This is a genomic window from Megasphaera coli (genome assembly GCF_900095855.1).
Lineage (GTDB): Bacteria > Bacillota > Negativicutes > Veillonellales > Megasphaeraceae > Megasphaera > Megasphaera massiliensis_A.
On the sequence record NZ_FMIY01000002.1, the window covers coordinates 270,328 to 296,166 of the forward strand.

Below are 25,839 nucleotides of genomic sequence, written 5' to 3' on the forward strand. Positions count from 1 at the left end.
ATGTGAGCAAAAGAGACTCACATATATCTATTTACGGTATTCACAATCGTATTTGTTGCAGTTGCGGCATTTTGCGGTACGCTCGTCTTCCTCGCTTACAGCGTCGCCACCGACAGCCTCCTTTGCGGATTTTCCCGTTGCCGTCAACGGATTGACGACGGCTGCAAGGTAATCCCCTTCGTTTTCGGAACTACTTTCCCGTGTACAGCCGATGAAGGCCGTTACGGATTTGGACGGAACCATGAGCAGTGTGTCCGTCAATGTAATACCGCAGGTCCTGGGCAAGCTCAAAATGCGGGAAAAGTCCTTTTGCAGAGCGATGGGAAGGTCACCGTATCCCGGTGAAAAGCGGGGTCGCAGCTTATAGCCCCGTTCCCTTTCGCGCGCACGCAAATCACCGTTCAGTTCGGTTACGTAGGACTCGATGAGTTCCGCTCCGGCTGCCTGGCAGATAAGCGCGTCCGCCATATTGCTTACTTCGCCGCGTTTTATGAGGCGGTCGATACCGATGCCGACAGTAGCGGCAAACATATAGGCTTCGTCGCAGCCTGCAAGATTTCTGCAGAGGTCTTTGGAACGAATTGCAAGTCCCGCAATATGTACCGTATCCGGATCCGTAACGACGACGGGAAACTTCCGCCGCGTCGTCCGTAAGGTTATGGTTTCAAGCATGCGGACCACGCAGTCTTTTACGCGATGCTTTATTTCCTCCGGAGGATCCGCGCCGCGGAAGCCGAGATAACGGTATATTTCTTCCAATCGCGGTGTAAACATGGGCAGTACCTTATTTTGCGTTGCAATAGTCGACAACGGGACGGACATTGGCCATAATGGCTGCAGCCACGTCCGGGCGGTTCATGGAATAGACATGAATATGCTTGATGCCGTTGGCAACGAGATCGATAATTTGTTCGGATGCATATATAATACCGGCCTGCTTCATCGCTTCCGGCGAGTCGCCGAATCTATCCGTAATCGCCTTGTACCGCGCCGGCACGGTCGTGCCGGACATGGCGACGGAGCGGCCCAGAATCTTCGTGTTCGTAATAGGCATAATGCCGGCCAGAACGGGGACGTCAATACCCGCTTCGCGAAGACGGTAAAGAAAGTTATAAAAGACGGCATTGTCGAAAAACATTTGAGTCGTCAGAAAATCGACGCCTGCGTCTATTTTATATTTAAGATTGCGAATATCCTCTTCCTTGCGGGCACACTCACAGTGGCCGTCAGGGTAGCAGGCACCGCCGATACACATGGACGAATCGAACTGTTTAATATGCTCCACAAGCTCGGATGCATGCGTATAATCCGTGCAGACCGTACCGTCTTGGGGCATATCGCCGCACAGCGCCATGATATTTTCAAAACCTGCCGCCTTGAATCTTTCCAGCATGGCCTGCACCTTTTCCTTCGTGCTCGACACGCAGGTCAGGTGGGGCAGTACTTCCATGTGACAATCCGATTTAAGCGCCTTGGCGATGTGGACGGTGAAGTCCGACGTGCCGCCGCCGGCACCGTACGTGACGGACATGAAGTCGGGCACAAGGCTTGCAATGGCTGCAGCGTTTTTTTGCGCGGTTTCAAGTATTTCTTCCGTCTTGGGCGGGAATACTTCAAATGACAGGGTCACGTTTTTACTGTTCAGAATATCGATGATTTTCACAGAGTAAAACTCCTTCATAGTATAATATCTTTATTACAGGCCTATTGTGTACCTCATTATAACAATAAAGATGTAAAAGGCATAGCCTTGCAGGGAATGATAACCGTTTTTACGGTTTTTCGGCAGCAGGCGGGCCGAGAATTCGGTGTTGCCAAAGGTGGCGTATCATGCTATAATTCTTTTTGTTCGGACTCCTTACCGGCTCCGGACGGTATACGGCCTCGTGGTGTAGCGGTTAACATGTCGCCCTGTCACGGCGAAGATCGTCGGTTCAAATCCGATCGAGGTCGCCATATTTGCTCAGGTAGCTCAGTCGGTAGAGCAGGGGACTGAAAATCCCCGTGTCGGCGGTTCAATTCCGTCCCTGAGCACCACACATGCGGAAGTAGCTCAGTGGTAGAGCACCACCTTGCCAAGGTGGGGGTCGCGAGTTCGAGCCTCGTTTTCCGCTCCAATTATGGCGGCATAGCCAAGCGGTAAGGCAGAGGTCTGCAAAACCTTCATCCCCAGTTCGATTCTGGGTGCCGCCTCCATAAGCTTCTTTGTTTGTCATGCCGAGGTGGCGGAACTGGCAGACGCAACGGACTTAAAATCCGTCGGATAGAAATATCCGTACCGGTTCGATTCCGGTCCCCGGCACCACATTAAGCTGTAACAGGATAGTCGGTTCGGGCATTTCGGGCCGGGAATTCTTTACGGCAGCGAAGGGAGTGTAACAGGATGCAACTTCATTCTGTTACACTCTTTTTAAGTTGTTCGAAAGACGGCCGGAAGGGACAATATGGAAGAATATCGTTATAAAGTGTCCGATTTTGAAGGACCTTTGGACTTGCTCCTTTATTTGATTGAAAAGAATAAGGTCGATATTTATAATATACCCATTGCGGAAATCGCGGACCAGTTCAATGCTTATGTCGCGCAAATCGAAAGCTTCGACGTAAATTACGGCAGCAAGTTTTTTCTCATGGCGGCGACGCTGCTGCAAATAAAGTCGCGTAACCTCCTGCCGAAGACGGAGGTAACGGGCGATGAGGACGATGATGATCCGGAAGAAGATCTGGTACGGCGCCTCGTCGAATACAAACGCATGAAGGAGGCGGCCCTCATTTTTGCGGATTTGAAGGAAAAGCGGCAGTACTTTATGAGCCGTGAACGGACGCCTTTTGCGTACGAAGCGAAGTTTTCCGGCGTCATAGAAAAGGATGCCCTGTTGCGGGCGTTTCAGATCGTCCGCAAGGCTATGCGCGAGAAGGAGCCGCCGCAGACCGTGCATATTGAGCGGGAAATCTGCAGTGTTGCCGAATGTACAGAGGCGGTTACGAATCTGCTCCGCAAAGCGCGGGAACCGCAAACGGTGGTCGCCGTCTTTCGGCGTTGCCGCACGCGCTTGGAATTGGTCATGACCTTTTTGGCCGTCCTGGAACTCCTGAAGGTCGGCCGTTGCCGAACCGTGTCGGACGGAGAGGAGGGGAATACGCTTGCTTTACAGTACGTCGGATGAAGATACGGCTCTCCTGGAAGGGCTTCTCTTTTTAAGCGGCCGGCCTATGAGTACTGATGACATCAGTATTCACATGCAGTGGCCCCGTAAGCGGGTGGAAGCGGCTGCCGCGTCTTTGGAGCGGCATTTGGCCGAAGATATAAGCGGCATTTCCCTTATGCGTCTTGCCGGCGGCTATCAGTTGGCAACGAAGGGGGAGCTTTACGAAAAGCTGCACTGGCGCCGGGAGAGCGTTAAAGAGCTGTCGCCTGCGGCCATGGAGGTCTTGGCCATCGTTGCATTCAAGCAGCCCGTGACGAGGGCGGAAGTCGAAAAAATACGGGGAGTTTCGTCGGAACGCCTGATGGCTGTTTTATTGCAGCAGGATTTAATTGCGGATCTGGGCAGAAAGGACAGCCCGGGCAGACCTATTTTGTACGGTACGTCGCCTTATTTTTTGGAATGCCTGGGTATTGATTCGATAGAAGATTTGGCGCAGCACATGCCGGTGTCGGAAGGAGAGCGCACAGAAGGAGGGGAAGCGGATGAGCGAACGGTTACAGAAGGTAATGAGTAATTGCGGCGTCGCGTCGCGGCGGGCGGCGGAAGAGATGATTGCCGCAGGGCGCGTGCGCGTAAACGGTGTCGTGATTAAGACGCCCGGAGTTAAGGTGAATCCGGAAAAGGACATCGTCGTCGTTGACGGCAAGCGCTTGGAAAAGCCCGTGAAGCAGTACTATCTCTTCAATAAGCCCAAGGGCGTCATTACGACCGTGAAGGACGAGCGGGACAGGACGACGGTAATGGATTATTTCCGCAAAGTGAAGGGACGCATTTATCCCGTAGGACGCCTCGACCAGAATACGGAAGGCCTCCTGCTTATGACCAATGACGGCGAGCTGGCCAACATCCTCATGCATCCCGGGCGCCTTGTCGATAAGACTTATGCCGTTCGCGTAAAAGGGCGTGTAAGCGATGTAATATTGAAAAAGCTGGCTGACGGCATTCCGCTTGACGACGGCATGACGGCGCCGGCCGTCGTCACGTACAACGGCTTTGATGACAAGACCGGCATTACGGAGATGGAAATTACCATTCATGAAGGGCGCAACCGGCAGGTGCGGCGCATGTTTGAATACTTCGGCTTCCGCGTACACAACCTGCGGCGTACGCAGTATGCCTTCCTCACGCTGAACGGCGTAAAACGCGGTGCCTATCGCCGCCTTACGCGTGAGGAAATTAGAGGTTTATATAAGTATAAACAGGAGCAGCCGTGAAACACGTACTTATTGTCGGCGCCGGCGCCGCCGGAATTATGGCGGCTCTTGCCGCCGCGGAAGCGGGCGCGAAGGTGACGGTTTTTGAAAAAAATGATATTGTCGGCAAGAAAATGGGAATTACCGGCAAAGGGCGCTGTAATTTGACGAATACCTGCCCGATGAGCGAATTTATTGCACGTACACCGGGAAACGGTAAATTTCTTTTCAGTGCGTACGGCCGCTTCAGCAACACGGACCTTAGGGCCAAGCTTCGCCGGTGGGGCCTGGAGACCGTAGAAGAACGGGGCGGCCGTGTTTTTCCGGTATCGCAAAGCGCCGTGGAAGTGCGCAAGTTTTTCTACCGCGTTTTACGGGACAAGGGCGTGACCCTGTGTTTAAACGAAGCGGTTGAAAGTATTTATGAAGAAAACGGGCGGTGGTTTGTCGAAGCGGCGGCCGGAAAGACAGCCGGTGATGCGTGCATTATCGCTACCGGCGGCGTGTCCTATCCCGTCACGGGTTCGACCGGCGACGGGTACCGATTTGCGGTCTTGCAGGGACATACGCTGAAGGAACTGAAACCTTCTCTCGTGCCCTTTGTATCTCCTCATAAATGGGTGCACGATTTGTCGGGATTATCCTTGAAAAACGTGGAAGCGACCTTGTGGAAGGGAAGGAAGAAAATAGATTCCCGTTTCGGTGAAATGATTTTTACTCATTTCGGCGTATCGGGGCCTGTTATCCTTCTTCTCAGTACGGCTGCGGCACATAAGGGAAAGGCTGAATTTCCCATGGAACTCGTTATCAACCTGAAACCGGCTTTGTCGGAAGAGAAAATGCTTGCACGATTGAAGCGGGACTTTGAAAAATACGAGCGAAAGCAAATGGAAAATGCCATGCGGGACCTTTTACCGCACCGGCTTATTCCCGTCGTTCTGGCCCGGGCCGGCGTGGCGGCGGATTTGCAGGCAAGTCAGCTGCCGGCGGCGGCACGCCGGCAAATCGCCTATGTTCTGCAGAACCTGCAGCTTACCGTAACGGGAACACGGCCCATTGAAGAGGCTGTCGTTACGGCAGGCGGCGTAAGTGTAAAAGAAATTTCACCGCAGACCATGGAGTCGAAGCTTGTGCCTCATTTATACTTTGCCGGCGAAGTCATGGATATTGACGCCCTTACGGGCGGATACAATTTACAGGCCGCTTTTTCTACGGGCTATGTGGCCGGGACGGCGGCGGCTTTACAAGAGGACGAATGAGATGAAAAAAATCAGTGTGGCCATAGACGGGCCGGCCGGTGCAGGTAAGAGCAGCGTTGCCAAACTCGCTGCCAAACGGGTCGGTTATTTGTATATCGATACGGGCGCCATGTACCGTGCCATAACGTGGCAAATGCTGCGGAAAAAGACGGACATTCAGGATGAAGGCGCCGTAAGGCGTCTCCTCGATACGACGGATGTCGTCTTGGAGACGGGGAACGCGGATCGTGTCTTCGTTAATGCGGCCGACGTGACCGATGCCATTCGTGAGCCCGAGGTGACGGGACAGGTGTCCGCCGTAGCCGCTCTTGCGGCGGTGCGGCAAAAATTGGTACAATTACAGCAACAGATGGCGGCCGCAGGCGGCGTAATTTTGGACGGCCGCGACATCGGCACGGTCGTCTTGCCGCAGGCGGAATTAAAAGTATTTCTGACCGCGTCCATTGCATCGCGTGCTAGGAGACGTTGGTTGGAAATGAAAGAAAGAGGACGTAAAACGACGACGCTTGCCGATATGGAACGGGATATTGCGGTTCGCGATCGGATGGACAGCGAACGGGAGATCTCGCCGCTCCGCGAAGCGGAGGATGCCGTTCATGTCGATAACAGCGATATGACACTTGAAGAAACGGCCGACGTTATTTGCCGATTGATTGCGGAAAGGGAAGTATGAGGAATTTTTGGTATTCGGTTATTCGTTCCATGTTCAATATCATTACATATATTTGGCTCGGCATGAAGGTTTACGGCAGAGAACATATTCCGCGTGAAGGCGCCTTTATTGTAGCCGCCAATCATGCGGGATATTTCGATCCGCCCCTCTTGGGAACGGCGATGAACAACAGGCTCATTCATTTTATGGCAAAGGAAGAGCTCTTCCGCAATCCCGTTATGGGATGGTTCCTGCGTTATGTGCATACCTTTCCCGTCCGCCGGGGACGTATAGACCGAAAAGCGGTTGCCGAGTCTTTGCGAGTCCTCAAAGAAGGGCACGTCCTCGGTATATATCCGGAAGGGACGAGCCGCAATACGGGCAGCCTCGGCAAGTTTCATGAAGGCATGGCGGCCATTGCTTTAAAGGCGAAGGTGCCCATCCTGCCGGCGGCTATCGTCAATTCGGGAACGCTGCCGAAAAAAAGCGGTCCCGTCTGCGTGGCTTTCGGCGAACTGATCATGCCTGAAGGGAATCCGTCGGACAAAGATACGGTAAACGCATTGACTGAAAAAGTGCGCGACATCATTGGAGGAATGTTGGCCGAACACGGAGGGAAAAGTTGATGAAAGTGCATATTGCGGCGGCCTGCGGCTTTTGTTACGGCGTGCGGCGTGCCGTAGACCTGGCTTCCGCCGCGGAGCCGGGAACGAGCACGCTCGGGCCGATTATTCATAATCCGCAGGTTGTTGAAACTCTCGCCGCAAAGGGTGTGGCCCCCGTCACAACGCTTGACGACGTGGCCGACGGTGCCAACATCTTGATTCGTTCCCACGGTGTCGGACCGGATGTATACGAAAAGGCGGAGAAAAAACATTTGCATGTTGTCGATGCGACATGCCCTCATGTCAAAAAGGCACAACAAGACGCCAGGAAAGTTATTAATGCAAAAAAAGTATTGATTATAATAGGCGAAAAAGACCATCCTGAAGTAATTAGTATTTCCCAATGGGGTGGTAATCGTGCTATTATAATAGATAAGGTTGAAGAAGCGAAGGAGATTCCCTACTGTGAAAGTATGGGAGTCGTAGTGCAGACGACGTTTTCGCAGACGCGGTTTAAACAGATTGAATCTGTATTGGCCGAAAAGACAGGACACCTTGACGTGTATATGACGATATGCACGGCTACGAGACAGCGGCAGGAAGCGGCTGTTGAGCTGGCACGAAAAGTTGACGCCATGATCGTTATCGGCGGGAAAAACAGTGCCAATACGGGGCGCCTTGCACAGGTCTGCGCCGAGCAGGGTTGTCCCACATACCACGTTGAGACGGCGGCGGAGCTGGACTGTTCCCGTTTTACAGGTATGCGTGATATAGGCGTTACTGCCGGTGCTTCCACACCGGACTGGATAATACAGGAGGTTGTTAAGATGATGGAAGATTTGCAAACTGAAGGCACAGAGGTAATGAGTGAAGAGTTGTTGGATCAGTATGACTATGAAGAAAATCCGAAGAAGGGCGACGTGGTAAACGGCACGGTTATTTCTGTGAATGATGATGCAGCCTATGTTTCCATCGGCACGAAAGCGGAAGCGGTTTTGCCGAAAAAAGAAATGGCCGTACCGGCACCGGAAAAGGCAAGCGACTTTGTCAAAGTAGGCGATCAGCTGACCGTTGAAATTGCCAATAATATCAAAGAAGAAGGTTCCATTGTCGTTTCGTTGGTACGCATGAAGAAGGTGGAAGACTGGAAAGAAGTGCGTGCCGCTTATGAAGCGGATGAGCTCATCGAATGCGTCGGCAAAGAAACGAACAAGGCCGGCCTCGTCGTTACGATTAAATCGCTGCGCGGCTTTATTCCTCTTTCCCAAGGGGATGTACGCTTTGTAAAATCCCTCGACTACCTCGTAGGCAAGACGTTTACGGTGAAGGTTATCGACATGGACGAACGGAAAAACCGCCTCGTCCTCTCCCGTAAAGCCGTGTTGGAAGCGGAACGGGAACGGAAACGCGCAGAAGTATTGGCTACCATTCAGGAAGGCTCCGTCGTTGACGGCACGGTTGTTAAAATCATGCCCTACGGCGCGTTTATCGACATCGGCGGCGTAGAAGGACTTCTGCACATTTCCGATATTTCATGGAAGCGCATCAACTCCGTCGACTCCGTCCTCACTGTCGGTGAAACGATTCAGGTGCTGGTGCAAAAATTCGATGAAGAACGGGACCGCATTTCCCTTTCTTTGAAGGCATTGCAGAAAAATCCGTGGATTGCGGCTATTGAAAAATTTGAAGTCGGCGACGTCGTTAAGGGGGAAGTCAAGAAACTCCTGCCTTTCGGCGCTATTTTGGCAATCGATCCGGAACTGCAGGGCCTCCTGCACGTTTCCGAACTGACGGATAAGCGCGGCGCCGTCGTAAAGGATTTGGTCAATGTAGGCGATGTATTGGATGTAAAGATTATCGGAATCGATACTGATAAAAAGAAGATATCTTTGAGTGTTCTTGCGGCACAGCAGGATGAAGCGGAGCGGGAAGTCAGAAATTATTTGGCTAACGAGCAGGATGACCGGGAAGGTACCATTGGAGACGCTGTAGAAGATAACTAAGTTCACACCGGAGGGTAATCGATATTCCGCGATTGCCCTCTTTTTCTTATTCTGCGAGGTTTTATATGGAAAAACAGGAGACAAAAGCAGTTATCGCCAATGTGGAAGCGGGCAGTCGCGCTGAGAAGCAAGGGCTTCGTGCAGGTGACACGATTGTCTCCGTAAACGGGCAAAAAGTGGGCGATTTAATTGACCTGAATTTTGCTCTTGCCGATGAAGAAGTACGTCTTGTCGTTCGTGACGGCGATTCTTTCCGGGAGTGTTACTTTCAAAAACGCTTTGGTGAAGATATCGGCATTACCATGGAGTCGGCCGTTTTCGACCACATACGGCAGTGCCGCAACAACTGCATTTTTTGCTTTATTGCGCAAATGCCGCAGGGGATGAGAGCATCTCTCTATGTAAAGGACGATGACTACCGCATGTCCTTTCTTACGGGCAGCTTCATTACGCTCTCCAATTTGTCGGAAGCGGACGTCAGGCGTATTACGCAATACCATCTTTCCCCGCTTCATGTGTCCGTTCATACGACAAACGGCGTCTTACGCAAGCGTATGATGCGGCAGGAGCGGACGGAAAATATATTGGATCAGCTGCGGCGGCTGACGGATAATGACATTTCCCTGTATTGTCAAATCGTGCTCGTGCCGGGTTATAATGACGGTGACGAGTTTACACGTACCCTGGAGGATTTATATGCTCTCGGTCCTAATATACTCGGTGTTGCCGTCGTACCCTTGGGGACAACGAAGTTTCGCCCGGCCTGCGACGAACTGCAGCCTGTAACAAAGGAAATTGCCGCCGATATTATCAGACGCGCCCGTCCTTTTATAAAAGAAAACAGAGAAAAAGGCGGCGGCAGCTTTGTCTATTTGGCTGACGAATTTTACCTCAAAGCCGAAGAAGCCGTGCCGCCCGATGAATATTACGACGGCTATGAGCAGATTGAAGACGGCATCGGCATGCTCCGCTATTTCGAGCGGCAGTGGCATGACTGGGGAGGGAAGGTCCGCACGGCGTATGAAAAGCCTCTGCGTCTGGCCCTCTTTACGGGCACTTTGGCTGCCGATTTTTTACGCGGCCTGGTTGATGAGGTGCGCATGGAAAACTTGGAAGTTGACGTCATTCCCGTTGAGAACAGGTACTTCGGCACACAAATAAACGTGGCCGGCCTCTTGACGGCAGGCGATATGGTAAACGCATGGCAGGCCCTGCCGGAAAAATACGACGGTCTGATTATACCGGGTACGGCGCTGCGTAAGGGTGAAGAGCTCTTCCTGGACGACGTTACGCTGCGGGCGTTTACCGAGAAAATCGGTGTTCCCGTCGCGGTCAGCGAGTTTGCGCCGCAGCTGAAAGAACTGCTCTATCACTGGAAAGAATAAAAGGAGATATATATGTATAAACCTTTAGTTGCCGTCGTGGGACGGCCGAACGTGGGTAAGTCCACGCTTTTCAATGCCATCGTGAAAAAGCGGGTATCCATAGTCGAAGACATTCCCGGCGTCACGCGCGATCGCATTTATTTTGATGCCGAATGGCTCGGACGCGAATTTACGCTCATCGACACGGGCGGCATTGAGTTTGTCGATTCGGACAACACGATTTTCACATCCATGCGCTATCAGGCGGAATTGGCTATCCGCGAAGCCGATGTCATCCTTTACGTCGTCGACGGCAAGACGGGCATTCAGCCGCAGGACCTGGAAATCGCCGCTCTTCTGCGTTCGTCGGGAAAACCCGTCATCCTCGTCGTCAATAAGATCGACAGTGTGGAACAGGAGATGAATATATATGAATTCTACGGCCTCGGCCTTGGCGATCCCGTCGGCGTGTCCGCCGTCAACCTCATGAACCTGGGCGATCTTCTCGATGAAGTATTGAAACATATTGAATCCATTCCGCCTGCGGAAGAAGACGAAGATACGGTGCACGTCGCCCTCGTCGGCCGGCCGAACGTGGGCAAATCGTCTCTGACGAACGCTTTGCTCGGCAAGGAACGGGTTATTGTCAGCGACATTGCCGGCACGACACGCGATGCCATAGATACGCGGTGGCACCACGACGGTACGGACTTCGTTCTCATCGATACGGCCGGCATGCGGCGCAAGGGAAAAATCAATTTGCCTGTAGAGCGGTACAGCGTCGTCCGTGCACTGCGCTCCATTGACCGCTCCGACGTAACCGTTCTCGTCCTTGACGCCGTCGAAGGCGTGACGGAACAGGATAAGAAAATTGCCGGCTACATTCACGAGTCCGGCAAAGGCTGCATCATTATCGTCAATAAGTGGGATCTCATTACGAAAGACAGCAAGACGCCTCTTCGCTATACGGAAGACATACGCCGCGAACTCGCCTTTTTGCAATACGCGCCCATTCTTTACGCGTCGGCCCTTACACACCAGCGCATAGACCGCTTGGCGGATCTTGTCAAGTATGTTTCCGAACAGCGGCATATGCGTGTAGCTACAGGCGTTTTAAATGAACTCATTGCGGATGCGCAACTGACGAATCCGCCGCCGGCCAAGGGCGGCAGGCCTCTGCGTATTTACTACCTCACACAGGCTTCCGTGGCGCCGCCGACGTTTGTCCTTTTTGTCAACACGCCTGAACTGCTCCATTTCTCGTATAAGCGGTTTATAGAAAACAGACTGCGTGAAACCTTCGGTTTTGAAGGAACTCCCATTCGTATTGTGACGCGCGGTAAAAAAGGAGAGGACGGCTAGTGGCAACTCTTGTTTTCGTACTTCTCGCCTATATCATCGGTTCCGTGCCGAGCGGCCTCATTATAGGCAAGGTTTTTTATCATACGGACTTGCGTGACTACGGCAGCAAGAATATCGGCGCAACCAACGCCTATCGCGTCCTCGGTGCCGTGCCGGGACTGGCCGTCCTCGCGTCGGACATGGGTAAGGGACTCTTGGGCGTGTATCTCGGCAAGACGGCGGGCTTGGCCTTTGGGCCGGACGATCCGAGCTGTGTGGTGTATTTCATGATAGCAGGCGGCCTGGCGGCTCTGGCCGGCCATTCCTGTTCCGTTTTTCTGTGCTTCAAAGGCGGCAAGGGCGTGGCAACGGGGCTGGGTGTACTGCTCTTTCTGGCACCGTGGGAGACGGCCGTCGTCTTTGTCGTCTGGTGCGTCATCGTGGGACTCACGCGGCTTGTCTCCTTAGGTTCCGTTACGGCGGCTGTCCTTGTACCCGTCGTCATGTGGCTTTTCGGGGAGCCCGTGCCGCTTATTGTTTTCGGCGCGGCGGCGGCTCTTTTTGTCGTCGTCAGGCACAAAGAAAACATACGCCGTCTCGTGCAGGGAAAAGAACTTAAAGCGGAACATCTTGGAAAGAAATAAAGATAGTATGTCAAACCGTGCAAATTACTGATTTCCATTTGATATAAGCGTAAAATTGTGTATAATGATTGTGTACAAGCAGGTGGTTATGTGAGGATTATTTCGGGCAGCGCGGGGGGACGGACATTAAAGTCGCCGCGCGGCATGCTGACCAGGCCTACTTTGGACAGCACGCGCGAAAGTCTGTTCAATATATTGGCGGCAGGCAGGTCCTTCGTCGATACGCGTGTATTGGACATCTTTGCCGGTACGGGCGCCCTCGGCCTGGAGGCCATAAGCCGCGGTGCGGACAAGTGTGTTTTTATCGACGTGCGCACGGGTAAGCTCATACGGGAGAATGCCGCCTTGTGCGGCTTTACAGGCGCAGTTACGGTCCTGTCACTTGAATGCGGCCGTGCCTTGGCAGCACTCAAAGGCGAACATTTCGACTACATTTTTGCCGATCCTCCATATGATAAAAATTTGGTAAACACTACGCTCAGCGAAGTTTTTGCCAATAAACTCCTCACTTCTGCGGGTCTCTTCATTATGGAGCACAGTTGCCGCGAGGATATTGAGCCGAGTAAGGTATATCGGACTGTTAGAGAAAAGAAGTACGGCAAAGAAACGCGTATTTCTTTTATTGTCAATTCGCGGGAAGGGGAATGATTTTGCGAATCGGTATCTGTCCGGGAAGTTTCGATCCCGTGACGAACGGGCACGTAGATATTTTTGAAAGAAGCAGCTGCCTCGTGGACAAGTTGATTATCGCCACTTTCGAAAATCCCGTAAAAAAACCTCTTTTTACGATGGCGGAGAGGGAAGACTTATTGCAACAGGCTGTGCAGCATATTCCCAATGCGGAAGTCACGAGCTTTCAGGGGCTTTTGAACGAATACGCCGTAGAACGGGGCGTAACCGTTATTATTCGCGGCTTGCGGGCCGTGACGGACTTTGAATACGAATTTCAACGAGCATTGTTGATGAAGCATTTGGAGCCGGACATTGAAACGGTTTTTATTATGACGAAAACGGACTATTCCTATCTCAGCTCATCGGGCATACGGGAACTTGCCTGTTTCGGCGGGGAAGTAGACGGTCTTGTGCCTGACGCAGTGGCAAGACGTTTAAAAGAAAAGTTTAAAGACAAATATCAAGTATAGGGGTGTGGGGTCAGATGAATTCAGAGAAATTATTGGAAGACTTGGAAAGTATCGTTATGAATGCGTCAAAAATGCCTTTTACCAATAAAAAGGTTGTTGACGAAGAAGAACTGTTGTCCATTGTCGACGAATTGAAGGGCGCCATGCCCGATGAAGTGGAACAGGCACAAAAGGTGTTGGCCGAACGGGATAAGATCATTGCCGATGCGCAGCGTCATGCGGACAGCATGGTGGCACAGGCAAAAGATTACATTGCCAAGCTGACGGAGGAAAGTGAAATCGTGCGGCAGTCGCAGGAACAGGCCAATCAGATTATTCAAAATGCCAACCGCTCTTCGGAAGAGTTGAAAAACAGCTCCATCACCTATGCCGGCGACGTATTGAAGTATGTAGAAACCACGCTGGAAAAGACCTTGTCCAGTATTAAACAGAACAGAGAAAGCTTATTGCAGTCGAATCGTCAAGATACGAATAAATAAGTGCTTGCGTACCAAGGGGATGTAGCAGAATGTGAAATAACCCATTCTGTCACATCCCCTTATTGGCTATGCAGCCTTTTAAGAGTTACCGTGAAGGAGCAAGGATGCAGGATATTACATCGCGCGACAATCGGCTTATACGGTTGGCCCTGTCGCTGAAGCAGAAAAAACACAGGTATGAAGAGCATAAGCTCCTGGCCGAAGGCATGCGCCTTGTCGGTGACGCCTTGGCAAATGGCATACGCGGCGGCATCTGCCTCGTAACGGAAAAAACGGCTGCCGGACCGGATTTTGCCGCTCTTTATGAAAAGGGCCGGGCCTTGGGCTGGAAATTTTTTCGCACATCCGCCGGGGCATACGACAAAATAAAGGAAACGCAGGCAACACAGGGCATTACGGCCGTTTTGCCGTTTTTTGAATATACACTGCAAGACCTTATCGACATAGAGCCGTACAAGGCCGTCTTGTACTTGGAGTGCATTCAGGACCCGGGCAACTTGGGTACGATCATCCGTACGGCGGCAGCAACCGGTGCGGGTGCCGTCCTGCTCAGCGAGAACAGCGTTGACCTGTATAATGACAAGACCGTTCGCAGTGCCATGGGGGCCATCTTCAAGGTACCCGTCGCCCAAGGCGTTATGCGAAATGACTTGCAGGATTATTGTAAAAAAACAGGGCGTCGCCTTCTTATGACGGCAGCCGATGCAAAGACCGTGTATACGGATATAGACTGGCACCGGCCGTCAGTTGTTGTCTTCGGTAATGAAGGAGCCGGATTGTCCGCTGAAATGATGGAGCAAGGTGAGGAATTCCTTGCCGTTCCTATGCGGGATGACACGGAATCGCTTAATTTGGCCGTAACTGTCGGCGTTGTCCTCTATAAAGCGTGGGAGCAGGCCGGATTTAAGGAGCAGTGAATACCCTATGAAGAAAGAAGAGATATTGGAGGCTTATAAGAGCGGCAATTTGAATATGGAGGATGCTTTGGCGGCCTTGCAGGAAGAAAAAAGCGGCAAGAGCCTGAACCTCGGGTTCGCCGACCTTGATCTGGACAGAGACGGACGCTGCGGCTTTCCGGAAGTCGTCTACTGTGCCGGCAAGACCGTAGAGCAGTCCGTAGACATTCTGTCCGTCCTCATGAAACAGTACGACAATGTCATCGGCACGCGTGCGGCAGCCGCCGTGTATGAAGGACTGCGGGATAAGTTTCCTCAGATCCGTTACGATGCGGCGGCGCGCATGGTCTATCAGCATAAGAATACGGAGATGCGCAACGGCGAACGCATTATCAATATCATTACGGCCGGTACAAGTGACATTCCCGTTGCGGAAGAAGCGGCACTTACGGCGGAAATCATGGGAAACCGGGTACGGCGCATTTATGACGTAGGCGTTGCCGGTCTGCACCGCCTCTTGGCGAGGCAGGAAGAAATCAGGCAGGCCAATGTGAATGTCGTCGTTGCCGGGATGGAAGGAGCTCTGGCGAGTGTCGTAGGCGGCCTCGTCGGCAGGCCGGTCATCGCCGTGCCGACGAGTATCGGCTACGGTGCCAATTTCCACGGCCTGTCGGCACTTCTGGCCATGCTCAACAGCTGCGCCGCCGGCATATCGGTCGTCAATATCGATAACGGCTTCGGTGCCGGCAGGTTGGCGGCCATGCTTAATGAATTGAGGTAACACATGGAAACATTGTGGCAAGTAGAGACCAATATTGACGACATGAATCCCCAGTGGACAGGATACCTGTTTGAACGGCTCCTGGCAGCCGGTGTCAATGACGTATGGGCCGTGCCCGTTATTATGAAGAAGGGACGGCCCGCGTTGACCCTTTGCATTCTTTGCAGTCAGGCACTTCTTGACGAGGTAAGCCGCTTTATCCTGCGCGAGACCACGTCCATCGGTGTGCGGTATTTCCCTGTGGAGCGGCGTGTTTGCGAGCGGCGGGAAGTGCAGGTTGCCGTGGACGGCAGGACTGTTCGCTGTAAAATCAGCCTGTATGAAGGCGCCGTTACGACGATTTCGGCGGAATACGACGATTGCAGGGCTGCAGCCGCCGCAACGGGTATCCCCTTGAAAGAGTGGCAGAGAAAAGCAAAAGAAGAGGCGTATAAGCAATATGGATAAGGTACTGAAACAAGCCGTGACGGACATAAAAGAAAAATTGGCGAAAGCCCGGATCGATACGGATACGGGGCATGCCATCAACTACGGCTGGCAGCTCACGGGGCGGCGCGGCAGTGAGACCGTGCGCATTACCGTGTATAACGGAAAAAAAGGCATACGTCTTGTCGTCCAGGGCAAGACGGGGGCTTTAAAAGAAGCTGCAGAGCAGTGCTGCGGCGCAGGCGGTACTGTTGCCGGTACCGCAGCGGCGTGCGCGGTGCCGGGAACGGAGTTGAGACCGCCCGGAACAGATTGTTGGATCGGTGCCGACGAATCCGGCAAGGGCGACGTCTTCGGCCCTTTAGCGGCGGCGGCGTGTATGGTGACGGAAAAAGAAGCGCAAACCCTCCGTGCCTGCGGCGTGACGGACAGCAAAGCCCTGTCGGATACGGCTGTCGCCGACCTGGCCGGCAAAATAGAAGCGCTTCTCGGCGACAGGACTATTGTAACTGTATATATGCCTCGTGAATATAATCGCCGTTACGGAGAGTATAAGGAGGCGGGAAAAAATCTCAACCACCTCTTGGGAGGTCTTCACGGCGAGAACATTAAAAGATTATTGTCAATGCACAAATGTCCGTGTATAATAATCGATAAGTTCGGTAAAGACGAATATGTGCTCCGTGCCTTAGGAGATGCCGCCGTCGGCCGTACGGTTATCCAGGTGCCGAAAGGCGAACGGGATACGGCCGTGGCGGCCGCGTCCGTTTTAGCAAGACATGCCTTTGTATGTGCCATGGCCGGATTGGAAAAAAAGTACGGCATGTCTTTTCCCAAGGGAGCTTTTGCGGGCATTGACGGCGCTTTGCAACAGTTCCGAACTATGCATGGCGATGCCCTCTTTGAGAATGTGGGCAAACTTAATTTCAGGACCTTCGATTTTTTACGGTGACGTACGGTGAACAGAGTAATCATTAATGCCGATGACTTCGGAATTCACGGCGAAGTGAACAAGGCCGTTTATATAGGCCATACATACGGCATTCTTACGAGTACGAGCCTGCTCGCGCCGGGACCTGCCTTTACCGAGGCGGTGGACATGGCACGGCAGTGTCCCGGCTTGGGCACGGGGATTCACCTTTGCCTCGTCGGCGGCCTTTCGCCCGTACTGTCACCGCGGGAAGTACCTACTCTCGTCAATGAGGACGGCCTTTTTCCCGATAATTATATGGACTTTATTCGCGCCGTATATACGGGGAAGGTGAACTTTTCCGAAGTTTATGCCGAGCTGGCCGCACAGATTGAAAAAATTCTCGCTACGGGCCTGCCGGTTACACATGTAGACAGCCATCAGCATCTGCACGTTTTACCGCCCGTGTGGCCGGTCGTCACGGCCCTTATGAAGAAGTACGGTATCCATCGCCTGCGGCTGCCGCGAGAGCTCTACCGCTTTAAAATATTTACGGTTCCGCCGGGGCGCATGCTCGGCCGCGACGCCCTTACGTTTTTGGCCAAGCGGGCCGCACGGGACGCTGCAAGGCTGCATTTTTCCGGGACCGATTACTTTTGGGGCATGGCGGACGGCGGTCGCATGACGGAAACGAAGCTGTGCTGTCTGCTGGAGACCGTGCCTTTCGGCATTCATGAAATTATGATGCACCCCGGCTGCAAGGCGAAGGAATTGGGCAAGGTATTCAAGTGGGGATACCGGTGGGAAAGCGAGCTCAAGGCGCTTCTTTCCGAGCGCGTGCGCGCAATAGCGGAGAAAAAGAATATCGCATTTATCAATTACGGAGACTTGCTTTAACGGTCGCGGAGGAGAGTTCAGATGAATATACTAGTAACAGGCGGTGCCGGATTTATCGGTTCACACATAACGGATGCCCTCATAGAAGCCGGTCACAAGGTTGCCGTTGTAGACAATTTGAGCAGCGGCACGAAAGAATACATTAATAAGGCCGCGGCATTCTATGAATTTGACGTGCGTGACGGAGAGCGGCTTCTTTCCCTTTGCGAGGAGGAACAGTTTGATGCCGTTTTCCATGAGGCCGCTCAGACGCAGGTTCCCTATTCACAGACGTATCCGCAAATCGATGCGGATGAAAATATAATGGGCCTTCTGTCCGTTTTGGAGAGCGCCCGCAAGACGGGCGTAAAGCGCGTCGTCTTTTCTTCGTCCGCCGCAGTCTACGGCGACAATCCGAACGTTCCTTTGCGGGAAGATGCGCCCGTTGCGCCTACTTCTTTTTACGGTTTGTCCAAGGTCGTGTCGGAGCAGTATTTACAAATGTACCATAAGGTCTTCGGTCTCGAATACATCATTCTGCGTTACGCCAATGTCTACGGCGAACGGCAGGGGATTCACGGCGAAGGCGGCGTAGTTTATGTGTTTTCCACGGCTCTCGCCGCAGGAAAAAAGCTTACCGTCTTCGGCGACGGCGAACAGTCGCGCGATTTCGTCTATGTAAAGGATGTGGCACAGGCAAATTTGGCGGCTCTTCAGGGAGATGTACGGCCGGGAATTTACAATATCGGCACGACCGTTGAGACGACGGTCAACGCATTGAAGGAAATCCTCTTTTATCTGTCCGGCGTAACGACGGCCGTTTACTATGATGACGTGCGGAACGGCGATATTATCCGTTCCGCTCTGGATAACTGCAAGGCGAAGGCGCAGCTGCACTGGCGGCCGCATACGAAACTCATACCGGGACTTACGTCGACATATGCTTATTTTGCAGAGGAGGCTTCTCGTGAGTAAAGACAAAAAGGATTTCAAATTTTATTTGGTTCGCGAAGATATTTTACCGGAAGCTATTAAAAAGACCATTAAAGTAAAGGAGATCCTGAAGCACGGCGAGGCGCGGACGATTAACGACGCCGTCTGCATGATGAATCTCAGTCGCAGCGCCTATTACAAGTATAAAGACTATGTCCTGCCTTTTTACGACGTCATGCAGGGCAAACTGGTGACGCTGTCCGTGACGCTCTCCGATCGGCCCGGCAAGCTGTCGCAGGTACTTAATACGGTTGCCGACAGCAACGGCAGCATTTTGACGATCAATCAGGGCATACCGCTCCAGGGGACGGCGAACGTGAGCATATCCGTTGAAACGAAGGAAATGGATATCTCCGTAGAAGATTTGGTCAGGCGGTTGAAAACCTTGTCCGGCGTACAGCATGTGCACATTATCGGACAAGTATAGGAGGGAAGAGTATATGAAAAACGTATCAATCGCGCTTCTCGGCTGCGGCACTGTCGGTAAAGGAGTCGTCGAACTGCTCAAGATGAACGGTGCCCTCATTGAAGAACAATTGGATACGCATTTGGCAATTAAATATATTCTCGTGCGGAATGTCGACAAATATAAGGATGCCCGTCTTCCGGAAACAATTCACGTGACCGACGACTTTGCCGACATCATCAATGACGATGATGTGGAAATCGTCATTGAAGTCATGGGCAGCGCCGACTTTGCCAAGATTTACATTGAAGAATGCTTCCGAAAGGGAAAGAGCGTTGTCAGTGCCAACAAGGACGTCATTGCCGATTACGGCATTCCGCTGCTTAAATTGGCTCACGAGCACGGCGCCGATTTTCAGTTTGAAGCGAGCGTTGCCGGCGGCATCCCCGTCGTACGGCCCATGTATTCGTCTTTGAACAGCAATAAAATCGAAGAGATTATCGGCATTATGAACGGCACGACGAATTTTATCCTCACGGGCATGACCGACCGGGAGTTGTCCTATGAAGAAGCGCTGGCGGAAGCACAGGCCAAAGGCTACGCCGAAGCGGACCCGACAAATGACATCAGCGGCTATGATGCGGCACGTAAAATCGCAATTTTGGCAACCCTCGGGTTTCATTCGTACGTCACTTTTACGGATGTTTCCGTCGAAGGGATTGAACGGATTACGAAAGACGACATTATGCATGCCAAAGCCATGGGTTACCGTATAAAACTCCTTGCCGTCGCCCGTCAGGAAGATGACGGTATTTCCTTGGCGGTCCACCCCGCTTTTATTCGCAAGGACCATCCCTTGGCCAATGTGGGCGATGCATATAATGCCGTGTACGTGCGCGGCAATTGTGTCGGCGACGTTATGTTCTACGGCCAGGGGGCGGGCGCCCTGCCGACGGCGAGTGCCGTCGTAAGCGACGTAATGAATGTCATTCAGCACGTGAACAACGACATGACCGGAAAGAGACCCTATTTGTGGCGTAATGCGGAAATTAAAGATGCCGGCGAGATTAAGACTCCTTACTATATACGCATGATCGCGGCCAACGCGCCCGGCGTACTCTCAAGCATTTCCGGCATTTTTGCCCGCCATGCCATCAGTATTCGCTCGCTTATCCAAAAAGACGAAACGAAGGAATTGGCGGAAATCGTTATTCTTGTCGACAGCTCGGCCAACGGTGTCGTGAAGACGGCCTTGGAAGAAATTAAGGAGCTTCCCTGCATTGATTGCCTCTGCGGTGTCGTCCGCCTGATTGAGGTATAAGATGGGAAAGGTAATTCGTGTGCGCGTTCCCGCCACCTCGGCCAACCTCGGTTCCGGTTTTGATGCCTTGGGGGTAGCCCTTACTTTATATAATGAGCTTTGTTTTTATGAAGACGACGGCGACGGGATTCGCGTGGAAGTGGAAGGACTCGGCAGAGGAGAAATACCGACTGCGCTTTCCGAAAATATGGCAAGCATTGCCATGGCGGAGGCGGCGGCCTTAAACGGGACGGCCTTGCCGAAAAGCGGTGTCCTGCGCCTCATCAACCGGATCCCGCCGGCCCGCGGCCTCGGCAGCAGTTCGGCAGCCCTTGCGGGAGGCATATTCCTCGGCAACGTTCTCACCGGCGGCGGGCTGGACAGACAGGCCATGCTCAATGCGGTGACAAAACTGGAAGGTCATCCCGATAATGTGGCGCCGGCCCTCTGCGGCGGTCTGTGTATATCCGTCATGGACGGCGGCCGCACGATTACGCAGGTCGTTTCCCTTGATGAAGAGCTGTCTTTTATTGCGGTCAGCCCGTCTGTTGAAGTGCCGACCGAGCGGGCCCGCGCCGTTTTGCCGCAGACGCTGGCCTATAAAGACGGTGTCTTTAATGTCGGCCGTGTCGCCCTTCTTGTGACGGCCTTTATAACCAAGCACTATGAGCACCTGCCTTACGGCCTGGAAGACAAGCTCCACATGCCTTACCGACTGCCTCTCATACCGGGCGGCGCAAAGGTATTGCAGGCTGCCGTCGATGCGGGCGCACTGGGGGTGACCGTGAGCGGCTCGGGCTCGACGATTATCGCTTTTGCGACAAAAAACGAGGCAGCCGTTCAAGCGGCGATGGAAGATGCCTTTATGCAAGCGGGACTTACAGCAAGCGGGCATATTCTCAAAGCTTGTAACGAAGGGGCGAAACTTATATAAAAGATGAAGCTCCCGCCTCAGTTTATGCCGGTTTTACCGTATCTTGACAATAGGCATTAAAGTTGTTACCATATAACTCAATAAAAAGCGATGAGCGGAAGAAGTCTTCCTATTCATGACAGAGAGGCGCTGTCAGGTGGAAAAGCGCTGATGGAGAAAGAGACAAGTCACCCGTGAGCCGACAGGAAGAAAGGCCTGTCCGGAAGGCAGCCGTTATTTGCAGACGAGAGGTTGCGCAAAGGGCGTAATAAATTAGGTGGTACCGCGGAAGGAATTGACGTTCTTTCGTCCTAAGTTCTTAGGATGAAAGGGCGTTTTTTTTTATATGAAGGAGGCGTTTATATATGCAGTGGAATAAGGAAAAACTGGAAAAATATAATCCCGGAGAAATTGAAGCGAAGTGGTATGAATTTTGGGAGAAGCAGGGCTATTTTCATGAAGAGCCCGACACGTCCCGCGAGCCTTACAGTATTGTCATGCCGCCTCCTAACGTAACGGGGCAGCTTCATATGGGGCATGCACTGGATAATACGCTGCAAGATATTCTCGTTCGCTTTAAGCGAATGGAAGGATATAACGTAGTCTGGATTCCCGGCACGGATCACGCAGGCATTGCCACACAGGTCAAGGTAGAGGAACAGTTGGCCGCGGAAGAAGGAAAAACGCGGTATGATATAGGCCGCGAAGAATTTCTCAAACACGTGTGGGCGTGGAAAGAAAAATACGGTAGCCGCATCGAGCAGCAGGTTCGCCGTCTCGGCTCATCCTGTGACTGGACGCGCAAGCGCTTCACCATGGATGACATCTGTGCTCGGGCCGTACGGGAAGTATTCGTCGCTCTGTACGAAAAAGGACTTATTTATCGGGGAAACCGCATTACAAACTGGTGCCCTCACTGTCATACGGCTTTGAGCGATATTGAAGTGGATCACGCCGATGAAGCAGGACACTTGTGGTATGTAAAATACCCCGTCGTCGGCGAGGACGATTACATCATGATTGCCACAACCCGGCCGGAAACGATTATGGGTGATACGGCCGTTGCCGTAAACCCCAATGACGAACGGTTGAAGAAATATATCGGCAAGAAGGTGCACGTGCCCTTGGTCGATAGAGAAGCGGCTGTTATCGGCGACGATTACGTGGACATGGAATTCGGTACGGGTGCCGTAAAGATCACGCCCGCTCACGACCCCAACGACTTTGAAATGGGAGAACGGCACAACTTGGAATCCGTCATGATCATGAACCTGGACGGCACCATGAATGCGGCGGCCGGCGCAAAATACGACGGCATGACCTTGAAGGAATGCCGCAGGGCCGTTGTACAAGACCTTAAGGAACTGAACCTTCTCGATCACATTGAAGATCTCAGCCATGCCGTCGGCCACTGTTCGCGCTGCAGGACAACGGTCGAACCGCTTTCGACAAAGCAGTGGTTCGTCAAGATGAAGCCGTTGACCGCAGATGCCCTCAAGGCCGTTGCCGACGGCAAAACGAAGTTTATTCCCGAACGGTTTGAAAAGATATATAATCATTGGCTCGAAAACATTCACGACTGGTGCATTTCCCGTCAGCTCTGGTGGGGTCATCAAATTCCCGCCTGGTACTGTGACGACTGCGGCGAAATCAGCGTCAGCCGCACGGATTTGACGGCATGCTCCCACTGCGGCGGCACACACATTCACCAGGATCCGGATGTCCTCGACACGTGGTTCAGTTCGGCCCTGTGGCCCTTTTCGACCATGGGCTGGCCCGATGAAACGCCGGATCTCAAGCGGTTCTTCCCGACGAGCGTTCTCGTTACGGGTTACGACATCATCTTTTTTTGGGTGGCGCGTATGATGTTTGCCACCTGCGAGTTCATGAAGGAGGTGCCCTTCCGGGACGTCTTCATTCACGGACTCGTCCGCGACAGCCGGGGCCGCAAAATGAGCAAATCCCTGGGCAACGGCATCGATCCGTTGGTCGTAAGCGATGAATACGGTGCCGACGCTCTGCGCTTTACCCTCGTAACGGGCAATACGCCGGGCAACGATATGCGCTTTTACATGGAGCGGGTTGAAGCGAACCGCAACTATGCCAACAAGATTTGGAACGCGTCGAAGTTCGTCATTATGAACCTGGGAGGCTATGACCCGGGCTTTACGCCGACGGCGGCAGACCTTACGCTGGCAGACAAGTGGATTCTCGCTTCGTACAATTACGTAGTTCGCGCCGTGACGAAGCACCTTAACTCGTATGAGCTGGGCGATGCGGCCGCAGCGGTCTACGATTTCAGCTGGAACTCTTTCTGCGACTGGTATATTGAATTGGCGAAACAGCGCCTCTACAATTCGGACGATGCGCGGAACAGGCAGACCGTACAGTACGTTCTCGTCTATGTCCTTACGCGGACACTTGCCCTGCTCCATCCCTTCATGCCCTTTGTGACGGAGCACTTGTGGCAGCATCTGCCTCATGAAGGTGAAAGCCTTATTGTCGCTCCCTGGCCTGAGGCTAAAGAGGAATGGGACTTTACGGAAGCGGCCGACACGATGAATATCATGATGGAAGCGGTCAAGGCCATTCGCAACATGCGTGCCGAAGCGAACGTGCCCATGGGCAGGAAGGCACCTGTTACACTTATTCCGGCAGACGATGACATGGCGAATACGCTGCATGACTATGAAAGCTATTTCCGCACACTCGCCTTTGTCGATGCCGTCCGCTTTCTCCCGCCGACGGACAAAAAGCCGGAAAACGCCGTCGTAGCCGTTGTACCGCGTATGGAGGTGTACCTGCTCTTAAAAGATCTGATTGACGTGGAAAAGGAAACGGAGCGGATTGCAAAAGAACGGGAAAAGGCGCAGGGTGAAATTGAACGGCTGGAAAAAAAATTGGCCAATGCGGGTTTTACGGACAAAGCGCCGACGGCCGTCGTCGAAAAGGAACGGGAAAAACTCTTCTCTTACAAAGAGAAACTGACGGCATTGACAAAACGCATGGAAGAATTGAAAAACTTATAAAGGAACGGTTTAATGACATACGCAGAAGCAATTCAGTATTTGGAAAGCGCCTGCCCGTTCGGAATCAAGCCGGGGCTCATGAGAATTCATGAGCTCTTGGAACGTACAGGCAATCCGCAGAAACAATATAAAACGGTCCATGTGACGGGGACGAACGGCAAGGGTTCCGTTACGGCTATGATTGCCGCCGGAATCACCGCGGCGGGGAAGAAGACGGGCCGCTACACGTCGCCTCATTTGGAGGCCTATACGGAGCGGATGGCCATTGACGGTGAAAATATAAGCGAAGCCGAATTCGCCGCCGTAACGGAGACGATTAAAGAAGCCGCCGAGGCCATGAAAGAGGACGGCTTCGAATCGCCGACAGAATTTGAACTGCTTACGGCTATGGCATTTCTCTATTTTGCGGAAAAACAGGTCGAGTACGCCGTCATTGAAGTCGGCCTCGGCGGCCTCCTTGACTCGACGAACGTCATTATTCCCGTCGTTTCCGTCATTACTAATGTCGCCATGGATCACATGGCCTATTGCGGCAATACGATCGAAGAAATTGCCCGCCACAAGGCCGGCATCATTAAAGCGGGCGTTCCCGTCGTGACGGCGGCGACCGGCACGGCCCTGGCAGAAATAAAGAAAGTGAGTGCCGAAAAACACGCGCCCCTTCATGTCTTCGGTGTGGACATAAACTGCCCGGAACGAAAAAATGTCGTGCGTGACGGCATGCGGCTGCAGTACGTGCGCGTCCGTACAGGTGAAAAGGCGAGTGACGTGTATTTCCCTCTTCTCGGTGAACATCAGGCGAAAAACTGCTGTCTTGCCGCGGCGGCCTTGCAATATATAAGCCGTTTTGATACGGCCGTTACGGCTGAGGTTGTCCGAAAGGGCATCGCTTCCGTGCGTTGGCCCGGCAGGTTTCAAGTTCTCACGACGGACGGCAAGACCGTTGTCATTGACGGTGCTCACAATGCGGCCGGGGCAGCCGCCTTTGCCGAGACGTATGATGAAGTGTTCGGAAACCGCAGGCGCATTTTCGTCTTTGCCGTCTTGGCTGACAAGGAATACGGGAACATGATCAATCTCCTCTTCCGAGACGGTGATAGTATCATTTGCGCACCTGCGCCGAGTCCGCGTACGGCCGACCCGAAAGAGATAGCCGCCCTTATCGGTACGCGTGCGGAAACGGCCCCGTCGCCCGAAGCGGCGCTGGAAAAGGCGCTGGACATGATGGCGCCGGACGACGTGTGCTGCGTTGTCGGCTCTCTTTATATGCAGGAGCCGGTGCGGCGCTTTTTACGGGAACGCGGCGGCTGCACGGGAATATAGACAAGAGCGGAAGAAGTCCGTATAATCTAAGTCGGAAGGAGATTTATGATGAACCTCTCGGCTTTATACGGCGGCAGTCCTCAAGAAAAAGCAAGAAT

General features: G+C 52.8%; 26 protein-coding genes, 5 tRNA genes and 1 other annotated feature. Of the genes, 29 read left to right on the forward strand and 2 right to left on the reverse strand.

From position 1 onward, the window contains the following. Nucleotides 1-27: 27 nt before the first annotated feature. Nucleotides 28-774 carry a vitamin B12 dependent-methionine synthase activation domain-containing protein gene (locus BQ2674_RS01665; RefSeq protein ID WP_075572140.1) on the reverse strand — a complete coding sequence of 249 codons (747 nt, stop codon included), beginning with the start codon at nt 772-774 and terminating at the stop codon, nt 28-30. A 10-nt stretch (nt 775-784) separates the two neighbouring features. Beyond that, a complete protein-coding gene (locus BQ2674_RS01670) occupies nt 785-1,663 on the reverse strand; it encodes a methylenetetrahydrofolate reductase (protein WP_075572141.1) in 879 nt (292 codons plus the stop codon). Nucleotides 1,664-1,880: 217 nt separating this feature from the next. Between BQ2674_RS01670 and BQ2674_RS01675 the strand changes: the two genes are divergently transcribed. The 29 genes from BQ2674_RS01675 (at nt 1,881) to BQ2674_RS01815 (ending at nt 25,741) form a co-directional block, all read left to right on the forward strand. Next, nucleotides 1,881-1,956: transfer RNA gene (locus tag BQ2674_RS01675), tRNA-Asp, on the forward strand. Nucleotides 1,957-1,961: 5 nt separating this feature from the next. After that, nucleotides 1,962-2,037 (forward strand) — tRNA-Phe (locus BQ2674_RS01680). 5 nt (nt 2,038-2,042) lie between these two features. After that, nucleotides 2,043-2,117, forward strand: a tRNA-Gly gene (locus tag BQ2674_RS01685). A 5-nt stretch (nt 2,118-2,122) separates the two neighbouring features. Then, nucleotides 2,123-2,196 (forward strand) — tRNA-Cys (locus tag BQ2674_RS01690). A 20-nt stretch (nt 2,197-2,216) separates the two neighbouring features. Further along, nucleotides 2,217-2,305 (forward strand) — tRNA-Leu (locus BQ2674_RS01695). 139 nt (nt 2,306-2,444) lie between these two features. Continuing rightward, entirely contained in the window at nt 2,445-3,164 is a 720-nt protein-coding gene (locus tag BQ2674_RS01700; RefSeq protein WP_075572142.1) for a segregation and condensation protein A, read from the forward strand. After that, nucleotides 3,142-3,720, forward strand: a complete 579-nt coding sequence (scpB, locus tag BQ2674_RS01705) for an SMC-Scp complex subunit ScpB (protein WP_235828785.1) — start codon at nt 3,142-3,144, stop codon at nt 3,718-3,720. Before BQ2674_RS01700 ends, scpB begins: the two co-directional genes overlap by 23 nt. Beyond that, nucleotides 3,689-4,420, forward strand: coding sequence for a pseudouridine synthase (locus BQ2674_RS01710; RefSeq protein WP_075572144.1), 732 nt, complete (start codon nt 3,689-3,691; stop codon nt 4,418-4,420). The genes scpB and BQ2674_RS01710 overlap by 32 nt, the downstream gene beginning before the upstream one ends. Continuing rightward, nucleotides 4,417-5,658: a BaiN/RdsA family NAD(P)/FAD-dependent oxidoreductase gene (locus BQ2674_RS01715; protein WP_075572145.1), complete on the forward strand. Its 1,242-nt coding sequence runs from the start codon at nt 4,417-4,419 to the stop codon at nt 5,656-5,658. Before BQ2674_RS01710 ends, BQ2674_RS01715 begins: the two co-directional genes overlap by 4 nt. A gap of 1 nt (nt 5,659) precedes the next feature. Continuing rightward, complete coding sequence (gene cmk, locus BQ2674_RS01720) at nt 5,660-6,331, forward strand: (d)CMP kinase (protein WP_075572146.1); 672 nt, start codon at nt 5,660-5,662, stop codon at nt 6,329-6,331. Next, a complete protein-coding gene (locus BQ2674_RS01725) occupies nt 6,328-6,936 on the forward strand; it encodes a lysophospholipid acyltransferase family protein (protein WP_075572147.1) in 609 nt (202 codons plus the stop codon). Before cmk ends, BQ2674_RS01725 begins: the two co-directional genes overlap by 4 nt. Next, nucleotides 6,936-8,918, forward strand: coding sequence for a bifunctional 4-hydroxy-3-methylbut-2-enyl diphosphate reductase/30S ribosomal protein S1 (locus BQ2674_RS01730; protein WP_075572148.1), 1,983 nt, complete (start codon nt 6,936-6,938; stop codon nt 8,916-8,918). The genes BQ2674_RS01725 and BQ2674_RS01730 overlap by 1 nt, the downstream gene beginning before the upstream one ends. A 65-nt stretch (nt 8,919-8,983) precedes the next feature. After that, complete coding sequence (locus BQ2674_RS01735; protein WP_075572149.1) at nt 8,984-10,303, forward strand: DUF512 domain-containing protein; 1,320 nt, start codon at nt 8,984-8,986, stop codon at nt 10,301-10,303. A gap of 12 nt (nt 10,304-10,315) precedes the next feature. After that, nucleotides 10,316-11,644 carry a ribosome biogenesis GTPase Der gene (der, locus tag BQ2674_RS01740; RefSeq protein WP_075572150.1) on the forward strand — a complete coding sequence of 443 codons (1,329 nt, stop codon included), beginning with the start codon at nt 10,316-10,318 and terminating at the stop codon, nt 11,642-11,644. Further along, nucleotides 11,644-12,267, forward strand: a complete 624-nt coding sequence (plsY, locus tag BQ2674_RS01745) for a glycerol-3-phosphate 1-O-acyltransferase PlsY (RefSeq protein WP_075572151.1) — start codon at nt 11,644-11,646, stop codon at nt 12,265-12,267. Before der ends, plsY begins: the two co-directional genes overlap by 1 nt. Nucleotides 12,268-12,357: 90 nt before the next feature. Next, complete coding sequence (gene rsmD, locus BQ2674_RS01750; protein WP_075572152.1) at nt 12,358-12,915, forward strand: 16S rRNA (guanine(966)-N(2))-methyltransferase RsmD; 558 nt, start codon at nt 12,358-12,360, stop codon at nt 12,913-12,915. 2 nt (nt 12,916-12,917) lie between these two features. Next, the gene (gene coaD, locus BQ2674_RS01755) at nt 12,918-13,409 is read left to right on the forward strand and encodes a pantetheine-phosphate adenylyltransferase (protein ID WP_075573321.1); all 492 of its coding nucleotides are present in this window, start codon (nt 12,918-12,920) and stop codon (nt 13,407-13,409) included. 14 nt (nt 13,410-13,423) lie between these two features. Then, nucleotides 13,424-13,888, forward strand: a complete 465-nt coding sequence (locus BQ2674_RS01760; RefSeq protein WP_075572153.1) for an ATP synthase subunit B family protein — start codon at nt 13,424-13,426, stop codon at nt 13,886-13,888. A 104-nt stretch (nt 13,889-13,992) separates the two neighbouring features. Beyond that, nucleotides 13,993-14,805, forward strand: a complete 813-nt coding sequence (locus BQ2674_RS01765; RefSeq protein WP_075572154.1) for a TrmH family RNA methyltransferase — start codon at nt 13,993-13,995, stop codon at nt 14,803-14,805. A gap of 7 nt (nt 14,806-14,812) precedes the next feature. Next, nucleotides 14,813-15,565: a nickel pincer cofactor biosynthesis protein LarB gene (larB, locus tag BQ2674_RS01770; RefSeq protein WP_075572155.1), complete on the forward strand. Its 753-nt coding sequence runs from the start codon at nt 14,813-14,815 to the stop codon at nt 15,563-15,565. A 3-nt stretch (nt 15,566-15,568) separates the two neighbouring features. After that, nucleotides 15,569-16,012: a nickel pincer cofactor biosynthesis protein LarC2 gene (gene larC2, locus BQ2674_RS01775; protein WP_075572156.1), complete on the forward strand. Its 444-nt coding sequence runs from the start codon at nt 15,569-15,571 to the stop codon at nt 16,010-16,012. After that, nucleotides 16,005-16,943, forward strand: a complete 939-nt coding sequence (locus BQ2674_RS01780) for a ribonuclease HIII (RefSeq protein WP_075572157.1) — start codon at nt 16,005-16,007, stop codon at nt 16,941-16,943. The genes larC2 and BQ2674_RS01780 overlap by 8 nt, the downstream gene beginning before the upstream one ends. Nucleotides 16,944-16,949: 6 nt before the next feature. After that, on the forward strand, nt 16,950-17,798 hold the full coding sequence (locus BQ2674_RS01785) for a ChbG/HpnK family deacetylase (RefSeq protein WP_075572158.1): 849 nt from the start codon (nt 16,950-16,952) through the stop codon (nt 17,796-17,798). Between the two features lie 21 nt (nt 17,799-17,819). Next, the gene (locus BQ2674_RS01790) at nt 17,820-18,752 is read left to right on the forward strand and encodes an NAD-dependent epimerase/dehydratase family protein (RefSeq protein WP_075572159.1); all 933 of its coding nucleotides are present in this window, start codon (nt 17,820-17,822) and stop codon (nt 18,750-18,752) included. Next, nucleotides 18,745-19,197, forward strand: a complete 453-nt coding sequence (locus BQ2674_RS01795; RefSeq protein WP_187364797.1) for an ACT domain-containing protein — start codon at nt 18,745-18,747, stop codon at nt 19,195-19,197. Before BQ2674_RS01790 ends, BQ2674_RS01795 begins: the two co-directional genes overlap by 8 nt. 13 nt (nt 19,198-19,210) lie before the next feature. After that, on the forward strand, nt 19,211-20,497 hold the full coding sequence (locus BQ2674_RS01800) for a homoserine dehydrogenase (protein ID WP_075572161.1): 1,287 nt from the start codon (nt 19,211-19,213) through the stop codon (nt 20,495-20,497). Nucleotide 20,498: 1 nt separating this feature from the next. Next, complete coding sequence (thrB, locus tag BQ2674_RS01805) at nt 20,499-21,410, forward strand: homoserine kinase (protein ID WP_075572162.1); 912 nt, start codon at nt 20,499-20,501, stop codon at nt 21,408-21,410. 81 nt (nt 21,411-21,491) lie between these two features. Continuing rightward, nucleotides 21,492-21,706 (forward strand) — a binding site (T-box leader). A 48-nt stretch (nt 21,707-21,754) separates the two neighbouring features. After that, the gene (locus tag BQ2674_RS01810) at nt 21,755-24,418 is read left to right on the forward strand and encodes a valine--tRNA ligase (RefSeq protein ID WP_075572163.1); all 2,664 of its coding nucleotides are present in this window, start codon (nt 21,755-21,757) and stop codon (nt 24,416-24,418) included. 12 nt (nt 24,419-24,430) lie between these two features. Beyond that, nucleotides 24,431-25,741: a bifunctional folylpolyglutamate synthase/dihydrofolate synthase gene (locus BQ2674_RS01815; protein ID WP_075572164.1), complete on the forward strand. Its 1,311-nt coding sequence runs from the start codon at nt 24,431-24,433 to the stop codon at nt 25,739-25,741. The last annotated feature ends 98 nt before the right edge of the window (nt 25,742-25,839 follow it).

Coding starts and splice junctions, on each gene's coding strand:
- thrB (WP_075572162.1), top strand. CDS start 20,499: ATGGGAAAGGTAATTCGTGTGCGCGTTCCCGCCACCTCGGCCAACCTC.
- BQ2674_RS01730 (WP_075572148.1), top strand. CDS start 6,936: ATGAAAGTGCATATTGCGGCGGCCTGCGGCTTTTGTTACGGCGTGCGG.
- cmk (WP_075572146.1), top strand. CDS start 5,660: ATGAAAAAAATCAGTGTGGCCATAGACGGGCCGGCCGGTGCAGGTAAG.
- BQ2674_RS01780 (WP_075572157.1), top strand. CDS start 16,005: ATGGATAAGGTACTGAAACAAGCCGTGACGGACATAAAAGAAAAATTG.
- BQ2674_RS01765 (WP_075572154.1), top strand. CDS start 13,993: ATGCAGGATATTACATCGCGCGACAATCGGCTTATACGGTTGGCCCTG.
- BQ2674_RS01735 (WP_075572149.1), top strand. CDS start 8,984: ATGGAAAAACAGGAGACAAAAGCAGTTATCGCCAATGTGGAAGCGGGC.
- BQ2674_RS01725 (WP_075572147.1), top strand. CDS start 6,328: ATGAGGAATTTTTGGTATTCGGTTATTCGTTCCATGTTCAATATCATT.
- larB (WP_075572155.1), top strand. CDS start 14,813: ATGAAGAAAGAAGAGATATTGGAGGCTTATAAGAGCGGCAATTTGAAT.
- BQ2674_RS01665 (WP_075572140.1), bottom strand. CDS start 774: ATGTTTACACCGCGATTGGAAGAAATATACCGTTATCTCGGCTTCCGC.
- larC2 (WP_075572156.1), top strand. CDS start 15,569: ATGGAAACATTGTGGCAAGTAGAGACCAATATTGACGACATGAATCCC.
- BQ2674_RS01800 (WP_075572161.1), top strand. CDS start 19,211: ATGAAAAACGTATCAATCGCGCTTCTCGGCTGCGGCACTGTCGGTAAA.
- BQ2674_RS01710 (WP_075572144.1), top strand. CDS start 3,689: ATGAGCGAACGGTTACAGAAGGTAATGAGTAATTGCGGCGTCGCGTCG.
- BQ2674_RS01700 (WP_075572142.1), top strand. CDS start 2,445: ATGGAAGAATATCGTTATAAAGTGTCCGATTTTGAAGGACCTTTGGAC.
- der (WP_075572150.1), top strand. CDS start 10,316: ATGTATAAACCTTTAGTTGCCGTCGTGGGACGGCCGAACGTGGGTAAG.
- BQ2674_RS01790 (WP_075572159.1), top strand. CDS start 17,820: ATGAATATACTAGTAACAGGCGGTGCCGGATTTATCGGTTCACACATA.
- BQ2674_RS01810 (WP_075572163.1), top strand. CDS start 21,755: ATGCAGTGGAATAAGGAAAAACTGGAAAAATATAATCCCGGAGAAATT.
- BQ2674_RS01815 (WP_075572164.1), top strand. CDS start 24,431: ATGACATACGCAGAAGCAATTCAGTATTTGGAAAGCGCCTGCCCGTTC.
- BQ2674_RS01760 (WP_075572153.1), top strand. CDS start 13,424: ATGAATTCAGAGAAATTATTGGAAGACTTGGAAAGTATCGTTATGAAT.